Origin of the sequence: Paraburkholderia sp. SG-MS1, from assembly GCF_012275575.1 — a bacterium.
In the GTDB taxonomy this organism is placed as follows: domain Bacteria; phylum Pseudomonadota; class Gammaproteobacteria; order Burkholderiales; family Burkholderiaceae; genus Paraburkholderia.
The window spans coordinates 158,448-177,284 of sequence record NZ_NPIH01000274.1 but is presented as its reverse complement, the minus strand read 5'-3'; the positions used below and the strand labels follow the sequence as shown (position 1 = coordinate 177,284).

Annotated in this window: 13 protein-coding genes; 9 read left to right on the top strand and 4 right to left on the bottom strand. The window is 64.5% G+C overall.

The features are described from left to right. The first annotated feature begins 1 nt into the window (after position 1). Together CIC12_RS28370 and CIC12_RS28365 are read left to right on the top strand one after the other, a co-directional pair. On the top strand, positions 2 to 751 hold the full coding sequence (locus CIC12_RS28370) for a response regulator transcription factor (protein WP_168669144.1): 750 nt from the start codon (positions 2 to 4) through the stop codon (positions 749 to 751). Beyond that, positions 748 to 2,241, top strand: a complete 1,494-nt coding sequence (locus CIC12_RS28365; RefSeq protein WP_168669142.1) for an ATP-binding protein — start codon at positions 748 to 750, stop codon at positions 2,239 to 2,241. The genes CIC12_RS28370 and CIC12_RS28365 overlap by 4 nt, the downstream gene beginning before the upstream one ends. A 7-nt stretch (positions 2,242 to 2,248) precedes the next feature. Here the strand turns inward: CIC12_RS28365 and gabD are convergent, their stop codons facing one another. Both gabD and CIC12_RS28355 read right to left on the bottom strand, forming a co-directional pair. After that, on the bottom strand, positions 2,249 to 3,709 hold the full coding sequence (gabD, locus tag CIC12_RS28360) for an NADP-dependent succinate-semialdehyde dehydrogenase (protein WP_168669140.1): 1,461 nt from the start codon (positions 3,707 to 3,709) through the stop codon (positions 2,249 to 2,251). A gap of 102 nt (positions 3,710 to 3,811) precedes the next feature. Further along, positions 3,812 to 5,101, bottom strand: coding sequence for a 4-aminobutyrate--2-oxoglutarate transaminase (locus CIC12_RS28355; protein ID WP_168669138.1), 1,290 nt, complete (start codon positions 5,099 to 5,101; stop codon positions 3,812 to 3,814). A gap of 118 nt (positions 5,102 to 5,219) precedes the next feature. Here CIC12_RS28355 and pdxR point away from each other — a divergent pair, with 118 nt between their 5' ends. Beyond that, positions 5,220 to 6,752: a MocR-like pyridoxine biosynthesis transcription factor PdxR gene (pdxR, locus tag CIC12_RS28350; RefSeq protein WP_168669136.1), complete on the top strand. Its 1,533-nt coding sequence runs from the start codon at positions 5,220 to 5,222 to the stop codon at positions 6,750 to 6,752. A 154-nt stretch (positions 6,753 to 6,906) separates the two neighbouring features. Here the strand turns inward: pdxR and CIC12_RS28345 are convergent, their stop codons facing one another. Further along, the gene (locus CIC12_RS28345; RefSeq protein ID WP_168669134.1) at positions 6,907 to 7,743 is read right to left on the bottom strand and encodes an EamA family transporter; all 837 of its coding nucleotides are present in this window, start codon (positions 7,741 to 7,743) and stop codon (positions 6,907 to 6,909) included. 487 nt (positions 7,744 to 8,230) lie between these two features. Between CIC12_RS28345 and CIC12_RS28340 the strand changes: the two genes are divergently transcribed. The 6 genes from CIC12_RS28340 (at position 8,231) to CIC12_RS28315 (ending at position 17,724) form a co-directional block, all read left to right on the top strand. Then, complete coding sequence (locus tag CIC12_RS28340; RefSeq protein ID WP_168669133.1) at positions 8,231 to 8,641, top strand: GFA family protein; 411 nt, start codon at positions 8,231 to 8,233, stop codon at positions 8,639 to 8,641. Between the two features lie 163 nt (positions 8,642 to 8,804). Next, complete coding sequence (locus tag CIC12_RS28335; RefSeq protein ID WP_168669243.1) at positions 8,805 to 9,374, top strand: isochorismatase family cysteine hydrolase; 570 nt, start codon at positions 8,805 to 8,807, stop codon at positions 9,372 to 9,374. Positions 9,375 to 9,827: 453 nt separating this feature from the next. Then, a complete protein-coding gene (locus CIC12_RS28330; RefSeq protein ID WP_168669242.1) occupies positions 9,828 to 10,856 on the top strand; it encodes a M14 family zinc carboxypeptidase in 1,029 nt (342 codons plus the stop codon). Next, the gene (locus CIC12_RS28325) at positions 10,853 to 11,650 is read left to right on the top strand and encodes an alpha/beta fold hydrolase (protein ID WP_168669131.1); all 798 of its coding nucleotides are present in this window, start codon (positions 10,853 to 10,855) and stop codon (positions 11,648 to 11,650) included. The genes CIC12_RS28330 and CIC12_RS28325 overlap by 4 nt, the downstream gene beginning before the upstream one ends. A gap of 156 nt (positions 11,651 to 11,806) precedes the next feature. Further along, positions 11,807 to 16,648, top strand: coding sequence for an NAD-glutamate dehydrogenase (locus tag CIC12_RS28320; protein WP_168669129.1), 4,842 nt, complete (start codon positions 11,807 to 11,809; stop codon positions 16,646 to 16,648). Between the two features lie 155 nt (positions 16,649 to 16,803). After that, entirely contained in the window at positions 16,804 to 17,724 is a 921-nt protein-coding gene (locus tag CIC12_RS28315; protein ID WP_168669127.1) for a cation diffusion facilitator family transporter, read from the top strand. Between the two features lie 67 nt (positions 17,725 to 17,791). Here the strand turns inward: CIC12_RS28315 and CIC12_RS28310 are convergent, their stop codons facing one another. Further along, positions 17,792 to 18,772, bottom strand: a complete 981-nt coding sequence (locus CIC12_RS28310; protein ID WP_168669125.1) for an aldo/keto reductase — start codon at positions 18,770 to 18,772, stop codon at positions 17,792 to 17,794. Between the last annotated feature and the right edge of the window lie 65 nt (positions 18,773 to 18,837).

Here is an 18,837-nt window from a genome sequence, read left to right as displayed (position 1 = left end):
CATGGACCAACCGAAGCGCATCCTGATCGTCGAAGACGACGTCGACATCGCCAACGTACTGAGCCTTCATCTGCGCGATGAACGTTATGAAGTGGTGCACAGCGCCGACGGCAACGAAGGGCTGCGCCTGCTGGAGCAAGGCGGCTGGGACGCGCTGATTCTCGATCTGATGCTGCCCGGCGTCGACGGTCTGGAAATCTGCCGGCGCGCGCGGGCGATGACGCGTTACACGCCGATCATCATCACCAGCGCGCGTTCGAGCGAAGTGCACCGCATTCTCGGCCTCGAACTCGGCGCCGACGACTACCTCGCCAAGCCGTTCTCCGTGCTCGAACTGGTGGCGCGCGTGAAGGCGCTGCTGCGGCGCGTCGAAGCGCTCGCGAAGGATTCGCGCATCGACGCGGGCAGCCTGCAGATCGCCGGCCTGAGGATCGATCCGCTGACGCGCGATGCTGCCGTCGACGGCAAGCCGATCGAACTGACGCCGCGTGAATTCGACCTGCTGTATTTCTTCGCGCAGCATCCCGGCAAGGTGTTCTCGCGGATGGATCTGCTCAACGCCGTGTGGGGCTATCAGCACGAGGGTTACGAGCACACGGTGAACACCCATATCAACCGGTTGCGCGCGAAGATCGAGACCGATCCGGCGCAGCCCGAGCGCATCCTCACCGTCTGGGGACGCGGCTACAAGCTGAGCGCGGCGGGCGGCGATGCGCCGGCGCAGGCCGCCACGCACAAGGACGCGCCGTGAATCTGACGCTGACCCAGCGGCTCTCGCTCGTTTTCTCCGTGCTGTTGCTCGCGTGTTGCGGCGCGTCGGCGTGGCTGCAGATCCGTTCGAGCGATCTGCACGAAAAGGAGGTGGTGCAGAGCCTGTCGAAGAACCTCGCCGACCATATCGCGCACCGCACCACGCTGATGGACGCGAGCGGCCTGCGACCCGACGCGGTGCGCCAGTTGTTCGGCCAGTTGATGATGGTCAATCCGAGCGTCGAGGTTTATCTGCTCGACAACCAGGGGCGCATCGAAGGCGACGACGCGCCCGCGGGGCACCTCAAGCGCGAGCGGGTGGACCTCGCGCCGATCCGGCGCTTCATCGCGGGCGACGCATTGCCGATCCTCGGCGACGACCCGCGCAGCGTCGACGGCAAGAAGGTGTTCAGCGCCGCGCCGCTGCAAACGAACGGGCAGCCGCCGTCCGGCTACATCTACGTGGTCCTGCTCGGTGAAGAGCACGATGCGCTCGCCGCGCGTGTCGCGGCCAGTTCGGTGTTGCGCACCACGTTGTGGTCGATGGCGCTGGTCGCGGCGTTGGGGTTGCTCGCGGGTTTGACGGCGTTCGGCCTGATCACGCGGCCGCTGCGCCGTCTCACGGATGCGATGCGCCGCTTCGACGCGGACGGCGCGCCGGACGTGCAGCCGAGCGTGCCGCGCTCGGCGCCGGCCGGACAGCGCGACGAAATTGCCGTGCTCGAAACGACCTTCGCACAGATGGCGCGGCGCATCGGCGACCAGTGGCGTGCGCTGACGCGGCAGGACCAGCAGCGGCGCGAACTGATCGCGAATATCTCGCACGATTTGCGCACGCCGCTGACGTCGCTGCACGGCTATCTGGAGACGCTGTCGCTGAAGGCCGACTCGCTCGGCGAACCAGAGCGCTCCCGCTATCTGGCGATCGCGCTCGCGCAGAGCGTCAAGGTGGGGCGGCTCGCGCAAACGCTATTCGAACTGGCGCGGCTCGAACACGGCAACGTGCAGCTGGCGCTCGAACCGTTTTCGCTGGTCGATCTGGTGCAGGACGTGTTCCAGAAATTCGAGTTGCCCGCCGAGGCGCGGCATATCCGGTTGCGGGCCGGCATTGCGCCGCGCCTGCCGAACGTATGCGCCGATCTGGGGATGATCGAGCGCGTGTTGACGAACCTGCTCGACAACGCGATTCGCCACACCCCCGCCGAAGGCGCGATCGACGTCGATCTGGCTTATAAGGACGGCAAGGTGGAGGTGAGCGTCAGCGATACCGGACCGGGCATTCCGGCGGCGCAGCGCGAGGGTCTGTTCGAGCGTCCGTTCGGTGCGAGCGGCGCGCATCGTGGCGGCGGGCTCGGCTTGCTGATCGTGCAGCGCATGCTGCAATTGCATCACAGTCAGATACGGTTGCTCGATCGGGATGGACCGGGCACGACGTTCCGCTTCGAGCTGCCGACGGCGGATCAAGCGAGCGCCGCCGGGGCCCGGCTCTAACCCGCGTTCAGATGCCGCCCACGCACAGGTACTTGATGACCACGTAGTCGTCGATACCGTAGTGCGAGCCCTCGCGGCCGAGACCCGATTGCTTGACGCCGCCGAACGGCGCGACTTCGTTCGAGATGAGGCCGGTGTTGATGCCCACCATGCCGTATTCGAGCGCTTCGGCGACGCGCCACACGCGGCCGATGTCGCGGCTGTAGAAATACGACGCGAGGCCGAACTCGGTGTCGTTTGCGAGGCGAATTACTTCGTCGTCCGATGAAAAGCGGAACAGCGGCGCGAGCGGCCCGAAGGTTTCGTCGCGCGCCACCTTCATGGCCGGTGTGACATCGGCGAGCACGGTCGGCTCGAAGAAGCCGTGACCGAGCGCATGACGCCGGCCGCCAGTGATGACGCGCGCGCCTTGCGCGAGCGCGTCTTCGATATGCGATTCGACCTTGCGCACAGCCGCTTCGTTGATCAGCGGACCTTGCGTGACGCCGTCTTCGGTGCCACGGCCGACCTTCAAGTGTTCGACGGCGACGCGCAGTTTTTCGGCGAACGCGTCGTAGACCTTGTCGTGCACATAGAAGCGGTTGGTGCAGACGCAGGTCTGGCCGCTGTTGCGATACTTCGACGCGATCGCGCCGGCTACCGCGGCGTCCAGATCGGCGTCGTCGAACACGATGAACGGCGCGTTGCCGCCCAGTTCGAGCGAGACCTTCTTGACCGTCGGCGCGCACTGCGCCATCAGCAGACGGCCGACCGGCGTCGAGCCGGTGAACGACAGTTTGCGCACGACCGGGTTGCCGGTCAGTTCGGCGCCGATCGCTTTCGGCTCGCCGGTCACGACGTTGAACACGCCGCGCGGCACGCCCGCGCGCCCGGCCAGCACGGCGAGCGCGAGCGCGGAGAGCGGCGTCGCCTCGGCCGGTTTGACGATGATCGGACAGCCTGCCGCCAATGCCGGTCCGACCTTGCGGGTGATCATCGCAGCGGGGAAGTTCCATGGCGTGATCGCCGCGCAGACGCCGACCGGTTCCTTCGTCACCACGATGCGTTTGTCGCTCGCTGGCGTGGGAATGGTGTCGCCGTTCACACGCTTGCCTTCTTCCGCGAACCATTCGAGAAACGACGCGGCGTACTGGATTTCGCCCTTGGCTTCGGCGAGCGGTTTGCCTTGCTCAGTGGTCAGGATCAGCGCGAGATCGTCGGCGTTCTCCAGCATCAGGTCGTGCCATTTGCGCAGGATCGCCGCGCGTTGTTTGGCGGTGAGGGCGCGCCACGCGGGCCACGCGGCATTGGCGGCGTCAATCGCGCGGCGGGTTTCCGCCGTGCTCATCTGCGGCACCTTCGCGATTGTTTCGCCCGTTGCGGGGTTGTCGACGTCGAACGTCGCGCCGTTGTCGGCGCCTTGCCATTCGCCCGCGATGTAGGCGCGCGTTTGCAGAAGGGTCGGGTCTTTCAGGGGCAGTGTGCTCATCTGTCGTTTGCTTTCGCTGTGAGGACGTCGAGTCAGGCTGTCATGTGCCGGGCGGGAAAGAAGGCCTTGAAAACAGGCCTAAAACAGGCCTTAAGGTCGCCGTTAAACCGCCACCGCCACGCTTTCCTTCAACACGTCTTCGAGAATCGCCATGGCTTCGTCGAACACGGTGTCCTGAATCGTCAGCGGGAACAGGAAGCGCACCACGTTCGAGTAGACGCCGCACACCAGCAGCAGCAACCCGCGTTCGAGCGCGCGCGCCTGCACGCGCTTCGTGAAGTCCGCGTCCGGCTCGGCGCCGCCCGGCTTGCAGAACTCGACCGCCACCATCGCGCCCGGCCCGCGCACGTCGGCGATCTGCGGCACGTCGCGTTGCAGCGCGTTCAGCTTGGCCTTGACGCGTTCGCCGAGCACCGTGGCGCGCTCGCACAGCCGCTCTTCGTCGATGATGTCGAGCACCGCGTGCGCCGCCGCCAGCGCGAGCGGATTGCCCGCGTAGGTGCCGCCGAGGCCGCCCGGCGCGGCCGCGTCCATCACGTCGGCGCGGCCGACCACGCCCGACAGCGGCATGCCGCCCGCGAGGCTCTTGGCCATCGTCATCAGGTCGGGCACCACGTCGTAGTGATGCATGGCGAACAGCTTGCCGGTGCGGGCGAAACCGGTCTGCACTTCATCGGCGATCAGCAGGATGCCGTGCTCGTTGCACAGCTTGCGCAACGCGCGCACGAACTCGACCGGCGCGGGATAGAAACCGCCTTCGCCTTGCACCGGTTCGAAGATGATCGCGGCCACGCGCTTCGGATCGATGTCGGCCTTGAACAGGAATTCGATGGCCTTCAGCGAGTCGGCGGTGCTCACACCGTGCAGCGGATTCGGGAACGGCGCGTGATACACGTCCGATGGGAACGGCCCGAAGCCGCTCTTGTACGGCGCGACCTTGCCGGTCAAGGCCATGCCCATTAGCGTGCGACCATGGAACGCGCCGGTGAAGGCGATCACACCCGGACGTCCGGTGGCGGCGCGGGCGATCTTGATCGCGTTTTCGACGGCTTCGGCGCCGGTCGTGAAGAAGGCGGTTTTCTTCGGATAGTCGCCCGGCGCGCGCTGATTGATTTTCTCGGCCAGCTCGACATACGACGCGTACGGCACGATCTGATACGCGGTGTGCGTGAAATGATCGAGCTGGTCGCGAATCGCGGCGACGATCTTCGGATGACGATGGCCGGTGTTGCACACCGCGATGCCTGCGGCGAAGTCGATGAAGCGGCGGCCCTCGATGTCCCACAGTTCGGCGTTCTCGGCGCGCTCGGCGTAGAAATCGCACATCACGCCGACACCGCGCGGCGTGGCGGCATCCTTTCGGCTCTTCAGTTCGGCATTCTTCACGGTCATCTCCTTCGCTCCCGGCTTGTTCGCGGACGCCGCGCCCACGGCGCGGCACATGCAGCGACTATAATGAGATTTGGCCCTTAACTTCAGAGCCATTTCAATAAAAATGTAGGAGCCAATCATGCGCACGAGCGTGTTGTCGGACTGGCTGGCGCAGCGGCTGGACCGGGGCAACGGACAGCCGATCTATCGCCAGTTGCACCGGCTGTTGCAGCAGGCGATCCTGTCGCGCGAATTGCCGGCGGGCAGCAAGGTGCCGTCCTCGCGGCTGCTCGCGCAGGAACTGGGCATCGGGCGCAATACGGTGACGCAGGTGTACGAGCAACTGGTGCTCGAAGGCTATGTGAATTCGGCGACCGGGCGCGGCACGTTCGTCGCCGACAGCGCGCCGGACGAGATCGTCGGCGCGCCCGAAGCCGATCCGGCGCAGGCGCGCGGGACGGCTTCGACGCAAGCGGCGGCTGCGTCGCCATTGCCGCAGCCCGCGACGCGCGCGTTGTCCACGCGGGGCGCGCGGCTGATCGCGGGCGCGGGCGTGTCGAAGCGTCAGTGGGGCGCCTTCATGCCGGGCGTGCCGGATGTCACGAAGTTTCCGGCGCGCGCGTGGAGCCGTCTGCACAACAAGTATTGGCGCAGGCTACGCCCGGACCTGCTCACTTACGCGCCGGGCGGCGGGCTGCCCGCGCTGCGTCACGCGCTGGCCGACTATCTGCGCACCGCGCGCTCGGTGCGTTGCACGCCTGAGCAGATCATCATCACGACCGGGATTCATCAATCGGTCGATCTCGCCGTGCGTCTGCTATCCGATCCGGGCGACGTGATCTGGACCGAAGACCCGTGTTACTGGGGCGTGCGCAGCGTGCTGCACGTGTCCGGCCTGGAGTCGCGGCCGATCGCCGTCGACGTCGAAGGCATCGCGCCTTGCGCCGACGATCTCGCGCAGCCGCCCAAGCTGATGCTCGTCACGCCGTCGCATCAGTATCCGCTCGGCATGGTGATGAGCCTCGCGCGGCGCCGCATGTTGCTCGAATATGCGCGGCAGCATCAATGCTGGATCATCGAGGACGATTACGACAGCGAGTTCCGTTATGGCAGCCGGCCGCTTGCATCGCTGCAAGGGCTGGATACGTCGGGTCAGGTGATCTATGTGGGCAGCTTCGGCAAGACGCTGTTTCCGGGGTTGCGCATCGGCTATCTGGTCGTGCCGGAAGCGCTGGCGGAGAGCTTCGCTACGGCGAGCGCGGAGTTGTATCGCGAGGGCCAGTTGCTGCAACAGGCGATGCTCGCGGAGTTCATCGCCGAGGGGCATTTCACGTCGCATATCCGCAAGATGCGCACGCTGTACGGACAGCGCCGGCAGACGTTGCTCGACGCCGCGTCGCGACGTTATGGCGATGCGTTGCCGGCGGTGGGAGGCGACGCCGGTCTGCATCTGGTGATGCAGTTGCCCGATGGCAGCGATGATCGCCGAGTGGCGGCCGCTGCGTTGGCGCGCAATATCATCGTTCGGCCGTTGTCGGGGTATTACGCGCAGCCGTCGCTGGCGCCTTCGGGGTTGCTGATCGGCTACGCGTGCGTGCCGGATGAAGAGATCGCGCCGGCCTTCGACACGCTTGCCGGGGCGATCGACGCAGCACTGCCGCAGTTTGCGTGAGGGCGCGGGTGGGCCGAGAGGGGCACAACTTCGCACGTCTCCTTTAACGCGTCACGTAAAGCGCCTTCGTCAAGTCATTCATGCGCCTTCAACGCAGTCTCATCGCCACGCCTCGCGCCACGCCTCGCGCCACGCACCGCCGCGCCGGCACCCGTCATATCCGGATCAACACAGCGCCGAGCGTCACCAGTGCGCATGCCACGATGCGCCGCGCGGTCAGCTTCTCGCGCATGAAGAGCCAGCCGATCAGCACCGCGAAGATCGAACTCAACTCGCGCAGCGCCGAGACCATTGCGATCGGCAGATAGCGGTAAGCCTCGATGATCAGGCAATACGCGGCCAGCGCGAGCACGCCCGCCGTGATGCCCTTGAGCACCACCGTCCGGCCGATGAACAGTCCTTTGGCGCCGCCTCGCCAATGCCAGGCGAGCAGAAACTGCGGGATGTTCCAAAGCAGATAGACCCACATGATGTAACTCAGGCCGTTGCCCGCCACGCGCGCACCGATGCCGTCGACCACCGAATACGTGGAGATGAAGAGTCCGGTCAGCAGCGCGAACGGCACGCTCTCGCCGGAAAAGCGCATGCCGCGGCGAAACGCCAGCGAGACGATGCCGAGCGACACCAGCGCCACCCCGATCGCGGCCAGCGGCTTGAGCGCCTCGTGGGCGAACACCAGCGCGCCGACGAACACGAGCATCGGCGACAGGCCGCGCGCAATCGGATAGATCTGGCCGAAGTCGCCGCTTCGGTACGCGCGGATCAGCGCGAGCAGATAGCCGCACTCCAGCACTACCGACGCGCAGATGTAGGGCCACGCGGCCGGTGCGGGCATCGGCAGCACGATCACGCCGATCGCGCTGATGACCACGTACGGTATCGCCATCATGCCGAGCAGCGAGATGCGGTCTTCGGAGAGATGCAGAAACGCGTTCCAGGTGGCGTGAAGCAGCGCGGAGAACAGCACCAGCAGGACGACAAAGGGTTCCATCGACTACCAGGGAAGGGGGAAGAAAGGCCGGGAGGCCGGCCGCAAGCCCGTGATTATTCCAGCAGAACGCCGGAATGCAGGAGTGGACGACTAAAGCGAAGGGGCTTTGTGTGGAAAAACGCGGCGATTTATGGCGTGAGGTTAAGTGAGGCGGGCGTGTGCCGGCGGCTGGCATTGGAGTGCGGCGGCGGTTGCGGCGAGGCGGGCAGGGTTGACGATGTTTGGCACCGCGCTGCCCGCGCCGCTTCGCCAGACCGCTGGGGCACCCTTGCCCACTGTGCTTGCGCTCGGCATCAATCATTAGCTTCGTCCTTGAGTGTGACCTGTCGCACCGCATGTCAGCGGGCTGGCATGCCCGAGGCTGGTCGATTCTGTCAAGATCACGTAGCTTTCCGTCTCACGGGAGCGCGTATCGGCGCGATGTAAAGAAATGGCATCCCATCTTCCCGCCAAACAAACGCAAGATCACTTCAACCGGAGAAGATCCATGTCAAACCCCTGGACGGGATGCTGCCTTTGCGGCGCGGTGCAATACCAGGCTCGGGGCGCCTCACTTGCACAGCTCATCTGTCACTGCCGGGATTGTCAGCGCGCTTCGGGCTCGGCGGGGTTGCCTGTCGTTGTAGTGAGAGCCGCAGATTTCTCATTCAAAGGCGAGATTAAGTCTTATACGATGGTCGGCGGCAGCGGGATGCCGACAACGCGAAATTTTTGCGCTCACTGTGGCAGCCTGTTATTTGGAACACCGCATCACGCACCAGAAATCGTGACCATCTATGCCGGGACGCTTGATGAGCCTTCACGGTTCAAGGCCGAATTCGTTCAATTCACAACTGAACGTAATCGGCTGGACGGCAACCAACCGGAAATTCCTCAACATTCGGGAAGGGCTCCCTGACCGACAAGATGTCGGCTTTCCGCAGGGGAGCCCATCATTCTGCAGGCCGTTCTTCGCGTGCTGTCGGTTTCATTGGATGTCGTGCAATGCTGAATGGTGGCCGTGGTAGAGTCGAACGTCTTTCATTGCCGCGTGCCCTTATGTCGCCACGCATAGCGTGAACATGCAGATTCCAGCGATCGTTCCAGCCAGAACCGCTCTCGTGGTCATGCATTATCAGACCGATATCCTCGGGTTATTTCCCTCGGTCGCGCCCACGCTGCTAGCCAATACGCGCAAGCTATGTGATGCTGCGCGGGCTAAAAGTGTCAGCGTCTATTTCGCCAGGATCCACTTTAGTCCGGGCTATCCGGAAGTCAGTCCGTTGAACAGGAATGGGCAGGGGATCAAGCAACTGGGTCTATTCGTCGACGACCAGATCTCGCCGGAACTCGGCCCGCAGGCCACCGAACCGGTCATCATTGCGCATCGTGCGAGCGTGTTTTTTGGCACCGATTTGCAGGTTCGGCTTTCCGCGCAAGGTATTGATACGCTGCTCATGGTGGGCATTGCGTCGACCGGTGTCGTGCTTTCGTCGGTTGCGTACGCGAGCGATGCGGACTTCCGTCTGTTCACGGTCAAGGATTGTTGCTACGACCCGGATCAGGTCGTGCACGAGCATCTTTTTGCTACGGCGTTCGATTCGCGCACGACGGTACTCTCGCTCGCGGATGCCTTGTTGTTGTTGGGTTAGCGTAGGTCGGCATGTCGCCGGCTTCGGGATGTGAATTCGGATCGCCTGAACCGAATCGACGAACCGGGATGCGGTGAGTCGTTAAGCGATTCGGTGGCGGCACCCAAAGCCTCGCCAAAGCGTCGCAACCTATTGCTGCGCTGTACAGACGAAAACAAGATCACACGAAGCGAAGCTATCGGGCGTTATATCGCCCCATTCACTCGCGAGCGTAATCGCGCTATCAGGCAAGTACTTGTCGAAGCTGTGATCGGGGAGGCAATTCGGGTCGTGGTCCGGCCGGCCTGCCGGCGTCTTCGATGCTCCAGATTTGATACGATGCCTCTCGCGCCGCGCACGCCAGCGAGCACAGGGAGATATCGATGCCAGGAACCGGGCTGGACAGGCATGACCGGGCTGAAAGCCATGCCGCACGAGGCGCAGGCGTTCTCTGCGCAAGCTGTCGATCGCGCCATGTATAGCCTCCTTCCCGACAGTTTCGCGGAATACGACGACCTCAAGTCGATCCTCGAGCACGGCAGCGCGAGCTTCGAAATCGGCACGGTCTGCGAGACCACGGTGCGTGGCCGGCGATTCGCCGTTCACACCGCGAGCATCGGTTCGACCGATCCGCTGGCGCCCGCCATCGGCTTTTTCGGCGGCATTCACGGACTCGAGCGGATCGGCTCGCAACTCGTACTCGACTACATGCGCGCACTGCTTGCGCGGCTCGAATGGGACGAGTTGCTTGTACGCCAGTTGCAGTCGATCCGTCTGATCTTCATGCCGATCGTCAACCCCGGCGGCATGTGGTCCGCCACCCGCGCCAATCCAAACGGCGTCGACCTGATGCGCAACGCGCCGCAGAACGCTGACGCCCGCGTGCCGCCGCTCGCTGGGGGGCAACGGCTCGGCCCATGGCTGCCGTGGTATCGCGGCCGCGACGGCGAGCCGATGGAGCCGGAAGCCGCCGCGCTGCTGCATGTCGTCGAAATGCAACTGGCAGCGCGGCCTTTGAGCTTCGCGCTCGATTGCCACTCGGGTTACGGCTGGAGCGACAGCATCTGGTTTCCGTACGCGCGAACCCGCAAGTCGATGCCGCATTTACCGGAGATGTACGTGTTGAAAACGATGTTCGAGCGTGCGCATCCGCATCACGGCTATGCATTCGAACCCCAGAGTCATCAGTACCTGCTGCATGGCGATCTGTGGGACTTCGCGTACGATCGCGCGCCCGCGCGCAACATCTTCCTGCCGATGACCCTCGAACTCGGGTCATGGCTCTGGATCAAGAAAAACCCGCGCCAGCTGTTTTCGCGTCAGGGCATGTTCAATCCGGTCAAGGCGCATCGCACCGCGCGCGTGTTGCGTCGTCATGCGAACCTGCTCGACTTTCTGGCGCGCGCGGCGTTTTCGTCGCAGCGCTGGTTGCCGCAAGGCAATCGCCGCGAGCAACTGCTGCAAAGCGCAATCGACCACTGGTATAAGCCGGACGCCGTATGAGCGCGTGGATTCTGCTGCGCGGTCTGACGCGCGAAACGCGCCACTGGGGCCGCTTGCCCGACGCGCTGCGTGATGCGGTCGGCGGTGGCCGGCTGCCGATCGATCTGCCCGGCAACGGCGCATTCGCGCACCTGCGCTCGCCGCCCTCGGTCGCGCGGATGGTCGGCTTCGTGCGCCATGCTGCTTGGCAAGCCGGCGTGCCCGCTCCGTATCGCGTGCTTGCGATGTCGCTCGGCGGGATGGTGGCGACGGACTGGGCGCAGCGGCATCCTGAGGAGATCGAACGGCTCGTGTTGATCAATACCAGCATGCGGCCATTCAGCCGCGTGCATGAGCGGTTGCGGCCGTCGGCATGGCCCGGCGTGCTGCGCGTCGCTTCGCACTGGAGCGACGCGCCGGCAGTCGAGCGCGGCATTCACCGACTGACCTGCAATCGCGTCGACGATCTGGACGCGGATCTCGACGCGTGGAGCGCGATTCGCCGCAGCGCGCCGGTGAGCCGCGGCAATGCGCTACGGCAGTTGTGGGCCGCCGCGCGCTTTACCGCTGGCCCTGCCGCACCGCGTGCTCCAGTGCTGATCCTTTCTTCTCGGGCGGACAGACTGGTGGACCCGGCGTGCTCAGCGAAACTCGCGGCGGCATGGGGTGTGCCGCGGCGCGAGCATCCGTGGGCGGGTCACGACCTGCCGCACGACGATCCCGCCTGGACAGCCGAACAGGTGCGCGCATGGCTCGACGCGGCGCAACCGCCCGAACACGCGCCCACGCGGGCCGTACCGAAACCCGCGCTTTAAGCGGCCGGCTTTGCAACTGCAGCATCCGCGACGGCAGCGGGTATTACCTGACTGCGGTCGTCGCCGGATTCGGGGCGGCAGGCGCATAATTCCCCTTCGGACGATGCATGTGAATCACGCCTTACTCGCCATAGCCGCTAGCCGGGGGAGTCGATCATGCAAGCAAAGAACGAAGAAGCCGTTACGCACCTGCTGAACGATGTCGTCGAATTTGCGCGTGGGCGGCTGCCTGAGCCGACCTTCAATATCGTCGAGCCCTTTCTGCGGCACTACTACGATTTCGTCGACGCCGACGATCTGCAAAGCCGCTCGATCGCCGATCTGTACGGTGCCGCGCTCGCGCACTGGCAAACCGCGCAGCGCTTCGTGCCAGGCGCCGAACGGCTGCGTGTCTATAACCCGATTCTCGAACAGCATGGCTGGCACTCGGATCACACCGTGATCGAGATCGTCAACGACGACATGCCGTTCCTCGTCGATTCGGTGTCGATGGCGGTCAACCGGCAGGGGCTCGCGCTGCACTCGGTCGTGCATCCGGTATTTCGCCTCTGGCGCGGCCCGGATGGCGGCATCGCGCGAGTCAGCCAGGGCGCGGAAGAAGCCACTGATACGCGCTCGCATCTCACCTCGTTCATTCACTTCGAAGTGGACCGTTGCGGCGATGCCGCGAAACTCGACGCGCTGCGCGACGAGATCGCCGGCGTGCTGCGCGACGTGCGCGCGGCGGTCGAGGACTGGCTGAAAATCGTCGAACTCGCGCGCGTGACGATCAAGGGCATGAAGGCAGGCGAGGCGGGACCCGAAGGTGTCGAAGCGCGCGCGTTTCTCGAATGGATGATCGCAGATCATTTCACTTTCCTTGGCCAGCGCGACTACGAACTGGTGCAGATCGACAACGGCTACGGACTGCGTGCAGTGCCGGGCTCCGGTCTCGGCATTCTGCGCGACGCGATGCGGCCCGCCGGCGCCGCCGAAGTCACCGCGTTGCCGCCGGCCGCGGCCGAGATCATCGCCAGTTCGTTGCCGATCTTTCTGACCAAGGCCAACTCGCGCGCCACCGTGCATCGGCCCGGCTATCTCGACTACGTGGGCATCAAGCTGACCGGCGCGGACGGCAAGGTGACCGGCGAGCGGCGCTTCATTGGCCTTTACACGTCCACCGCTTATTTCGTATCGGCTGCGGAGATCCCGATCGTGCGGCGCAAATGCGCGAATATCGTGAGACGAGCCGGTTTCCTGCCGAAAGGTCATCTGGCGAAATCGCTGGTGACGGTGCTCGAAACCTATCCGCGCGACGAACTGTTTCAGGCCGACGAAGACCAGCTCTACGAGATCGCGCTCGGCGTGCTGCGTTTGCAGGAGCATCAGCGCACGCGCCTGTTCGTGCGGCGCGACCGCTTCGATCGCTTCGTGTCCTGTCTCGTGTTCGTACCGCGCGACAAGTACAACACAGACCTGCGGCAACGCATCGCGAATCTGCTGGCCGCCGCGTTCAATGGCGAGAGCGTCGAATTCACGCCGCTGCTGTCGGAGTCGACGCTCGCGCGGATTCACTTCGTCGTGCATGCGAAACCGGGCGGCATGCCCGATGTCGACACGCGCGAACTGGAGGCGCGACTCGTGCAGGTCGCGCGCCGCTGGCAGGACGATCTCGCGGATGCATTGCTCGACGCGTACGGGGAAGAGCAGGGCAACCGTCTGCTGCAACACTATGCCGACTCGTTTCCCGCCGGTTACCGCGATGATTACCCGGCGCGCACGGCGGTGCGCGATATCGAACTGATCGAACGCGTGCAGGGCACCGAGCGGCTCGCGATGAACCTGTATCGCCCGATCGAAGCAGGCCCTCGCGCATTCCGCTTCAAGGTGTATCGCGCGGGGCAGCCGATCGCGCTGTCGCGCAGCTTGCCGATGCTCGAACATCTGGGCGTGCGGGTCAATGAAGAACGGCCTTATCTGATCGAGGCGGTGGGCGCCACACCCGCGTGGATTCACGACTTCGGCCTCGAACTCGCCGACGATGCGGAGTTCGATATCGAACGTGTGAAGGACCTGTTCGAAGAGGCGTTCGAGCGCGTGTGGACCGGCGCGATCGAAAGTGACGACTTCAATCGTCTCGTGCTGCGCGCACAGTTGAATGCGCGCGAGGTGACGATTCTGCGCGCGTATGCGAAGTACCTGCGCCAGGTCGGCTCGACGTTCAGCGACGCGTATATCGAGCGTGCGGTGACCGGCAATCCGGCCATTGCGCGGATGCTGGTCGAACTGTTCATCGCGCGCTTCAATCCGGTGTTGGGTGACACGCGCGAGGCGCGCGTCGACGGCTGGCTGCGCACGATCGACAGCGCGCTCGACCAGGTGCCCAATCTCGACGAGGACCGCATACTGCGCCAGTTTCTCGGCGTCATTAGGGCGACGAGGCGCACGAACTACTATCGCTTCGACGGCGATGGACGCCCCAAACCCTATCTGTCCTTCAAATTCGATCCCGCCCAAGTACCCGGTTTGCCCGAGCCGAAACCGATGTTCGAGATCTGGGTGTATTCGCCGCGAGTGGAGGGGGTGCACCTGCGCGGCGGCCGCGTGGCGCGCGGCGGTTTGCGCTGGTCGGATCGGCGTGAGGATTTCCGCACGGAAGTGCTCGGCCTGATGAAGGCGCAGATGGTGAAGAACGTGGTGATCGTGCCGGTCGGCTCGAAGGGCGGCTTCGTCGTGAAGAATCCACCGCCGCAGAGCGAGCGCGATGCGTGGATGCGCGAGGGCGTCGCGTGTTATCAGACCTTTTTGCGCGGCCTGCTCGATCTGACCGACAACCTCGCGGGCACGGACGTGGTGCCGCCACCCGACGTGGTGCGCCACGATTCCGACGATCCCTATCTGGTCGTCGCCGCCGACAAGGGCACGGCCACCTTCTCCGACTACGCGAACGCGATCTCGCAGGAGTACGGCTTCTGGCTCGACGACGCGTTTGCGTCGGGCGGCTCGGTCGGCTACGACCACAAGAAAATGGCGATCACGGCGCGCGGCGCATGGGAGTCGGTCAAGAGACACTTCCGCGAAATGGGCGTGGATACGCAGACAATGGACTTTACGGTAGTAGGCGTCGGCGATATGTCGGGCGACGTGTTCGGCAACGGCATGCTGTTGTCTCCGCATATCAAACTGGTGGCCGCGTTCGATCACCGGCATATCTTTCTCGACCCGAATCCCGACCCCGCGGCGAGCATCGCCGAACGCGGGCGGCTCTTCATGCTCGACCGTTCGAGCTGGGCCGATTACGACCCATCGCTGATCTCCGCGGGTGGTGGCGTGTTTGCGCGCAGCGCCAAGACGATCCCGCTGTCGCCGGCGGTGCAGTCGGTGCTCGGCATCAGCGCGCCGGCGCTTGCGCCCGCCGAACTGATGCGCGCGATTTTGCAGGCGCCGGTCGATCTGCTTTATAACGGCGGCATCGGCACCTATGTGAAGGCGAGCCGCGAAACGCATCTGCAGGTAGGCGACCGCGCGAACGACGCGATCCGCGTGAACGGTGCCGATCTGCACTGCAAGGTGGTGGCCGAAGGCGGCAATCTTGGTCTGACCCAACTCGGGCGCATCGAATTCGCGCAGCGCGGCGGCCGCCTCAATACCGATGCAATCGACAATTCCGCTGGCGTGGACTGCTCGGACCATGAGGTCAACATCAAGATTCTGCTGGGCCTCGTGGTGGCCGATGGCGAGATGACCGGGAAACAGCGCAATGCACTGCTCGCCGAAATGACCGACGAAGTCGGCCTGCTCGTTTTGCAGGACAACTACTATCAGACCCAGGCATTGTCGATCGCGGGACGCTACGGTGTCGAACTGCTCGATGCCGAAGCGCGGCTGATGCGTTACCTCGAACGCGCGGGGCGCCTGAATCGTGTGATCGAATTTCTGCCGACCGATGACGAAGTCGCCGAACGGGCCGCCGCCAAACAGGGGCTCACCACCCCCGAGCGCGCGGTGCTGCTCGCGTACAGCAAGATGTGGCTGTACGACGCGTTGCTCGACTCGTCGATGCCGGAAGATCCGCTCGTGAGCGACATGCTCGTCGAATACTTCCCGAAACCACTGCGGCAGCGTTTCAGCGTGCCGATGCAGCGTCACCCGTTGCGCCGCGAAATTCTCGCGACGCACCTGACCAACGCATTGGTGAACCGGGTCGGCTGCGAGTTCGTGCATCGGCTGATGGAAGAGACCGATGCGCGGCCGGGTGACATCGTGCGCGCGTGCATCATGGCGCGCGACGTGTTCGATCTCGACGACGTATGGCGCAGCATCGACGCGCTCGACAATCGCGTCGCCGACGACGTGCAGGCGCGCATGTTCGTCGAAGTCGCGCGGCTCGTCGAGCGTTCGGCGCTGTGGTTTTTGCGGCATCTGCAATCCGGTGCGCCCGGCAATGACGACGTGGCCGGCCTGCTCGCACGTTGCCGCGACGCGGCGCAGCGACTCGCGCCGCAATGGCCGGCGCTGTTGCCGCCCGCCGATCTCGAAGCGCTGTCCGGGCGCCAGCGCGCGCTAGTCGATGCGGGCGTGGACAGCGAACTGGCGGTGCGCATCGCGAGTGGCGAAATCTCGGCGGCGTTGCTCGACATTGCCGAAGTGGCGTCGACCTGCGGACGCAGTCTCGAACTGGTGGCGGGCGTGTACTTCGAACTCGGCACGCTGCTGAACTACGGTTGGATCAGCGAGCGCGCGGCTGCCTTGCCGGCGCCCTCGCACTGGGACATGCTGGCGCGCGCGACCGCGCTGGCCGAATTGGCACGGCTCAAACGCGCGCTGACCACGAGCGCGCTGGCCGGCGCGGACGACGCGTCGACGCCGGATGCGCTGGTGCACGCATGGCGTGACAAGCGCGCCGCTCAACTTGAACGCTATACGCGCCTGCTGACCGATCTGCGCGCCACGGGCGGGGCGAGTTTGTCGATGCTGCTGGTGATCGTGCGTGAAATGGCGGCGCTGGAGCGGGCCTAGCAGGCCGCGCGGCGCGCAGGCGGCGGGGGCGCCGTCGAGTATGAGGAGTGTGGTGCAAACAACGCCGGGGTTGGACGCATGCCGCCCGGCGTGTCCATAATACGGATTCTTGCTAACCGAAAGCACTCTGCAAACTCACGGCCCCCATCCCGACGATGAAAGAAGAATCGCCGAAAGCCATTTTCTACGCGCTCGCCGCCAACCTTGGCATCGCCATCTGCAAGTTCGCCGCGGCGTCGTTCACGGGCTCTGGTTCGATGTTCGCCGAAGCCATTCACTCGACCGCCGATTGCGGCAATCAACTGTTGTTGCTGTTCGGTCTGCGCCAGGCGCGCAGACCGGCGAGCCCGCTGCATCCGATGGGCCGTGGACGCGAAATCAACTTCTATTCGCTGCTCGTCGCGTTGCTGCTGTTCTTTGTCGGCGGCGCGTTTTCCGTGTATGAAGGCGTGCATCGACTGTTCACGCGCGAGCCGTTGCAGTTCGCGTATGTCGCGTTGGCGGTGCTTGGAGTGTCGGTGGTGCTCGAAGCGCTGTCGCTGTGGGGCGCGGTCAAGGAGATCCGCAAGAAGCATCCGGACAAGGGCATGTGGCGCTGGTTTCGTGAGACCCGCGAATCCGAACTACTGGTTGTCGCGGGCGAGGATATCGCCGCTCTCGCCGGTCTCGCGATTGCGTTCGTTGCCGTGCTGCTCACGATGGTCACCGGCAATCCCGTTTGGGACGCGCTGGGCTCCATCGGCGTCGGCTTGCTGCTGATGGTGATCGCGTGGCTGGTGGCCCGCGAAGTGAAGTCGATGATCGTCGGCGAATCGGCGAGCCCGGAAGTGCGCGGCGCGATCGAAGCGCATCTGCGCGCGCGCGCCGAGATTCGCGGCATCGTCAATATGATTACGCTGCAATGGGGGCGTCACGTGGTGGTGGCGGTGCAGGCGGAAATGATCGATTACGCGAGCGGGCGCGCGATGGTCGATGCGATCAACGTGATCGAGGAGGATTTGCAGGCGACCTTTCCGCAGGTGCGCTGGGTGTTTTTCGAACCGGAAGTGGCGCGCAGCGGGGCGGCTTCTGCATGAAACAAAACCGGCGGATTCCATGGTGGTTTCCGGCCGGCTCGGATGCTTGAACTGACAGCAGCGCGGCTTATTTGAAACCGGTCACCGCGTGCGGGACATACAGTTCTTCGAGCTGCTGAATCTCTTGCGCACTGAGATTCAACGAAAGCGCGGCGACCGCATCGTCCAGGTGATGCAGCTTGGTCGCGCCGACAATCGGCGCAGTAATCGGCTTCTTCTGCAAGACCCACGCTAGTGCCACTTGCGCGCGCGGCACGCCGCGTTCCTTCGCGATCTGGCTGACCCGCTCGACAATGCGCCGATCGGCATCTTCCGTGTGCGCGTACAGCGTGCGGCCGAATTCATCGGTCTCGGAGCGCGCGCTCCCGGTGTTCCAGTCGCGCGTCAGACGTCCGCGCGCGAGCGGGCTCCACGGAATCACGCCGATGCCTTCGCTTTCGCACAGCGGCAGCATTTCTCGCTCTTCCTCGCGGTACAGCAGATTCACGTAATTCTGCATCGTCACGAAACGGGTCCAGCCATTGCGTTCGGCGACGTGCAGCGCCTTGGCGAATTGCCACGCGTACATCGACGACGCACCGATATAGCGGGCCTTGCCAGCCTTCACGACGTCGTGCAGCGCTTCCATGGTTTCTTCGATCGGCGTGTCGTAGTCCCAGCGATGGATCTGGTACAGGTCGACGTACTCCGTCCCGAGACGCCGCAGGCTGTGATCGATTTCCGCCATGATCGCCTTGCGCGACAGGCCCGCACCATTCGGGCCTTTGTGCATCCGGCTATTCACCTTGGTGGCGAGCACGATCTCGTCGCGCCTGGCGAAGTCTTTCAGCGCGCGGCCGACAATTTCCTCACTGGTGCCGTCCGAATAGACATTCGCCGTGTCGAAGAAATTGATGCCGTGATCGAGCGCCTGCTTGATGAAGGGCCGTGCGGCTTCGTCGTCGAGCGACCAGGGATGAGTGCCGCGCGAAGGCACGCCATAGCTCATGCAACCGAGACAAAGACGCGATACATCGAGGCCGGTGCGGCCGAGTTTCACATAGTCCATCGTGGTGCTCCTGTTTTGAACTGCACAAAGGCGGTGCGCTCTCCGAGGATTGACCTCGGCGGCGG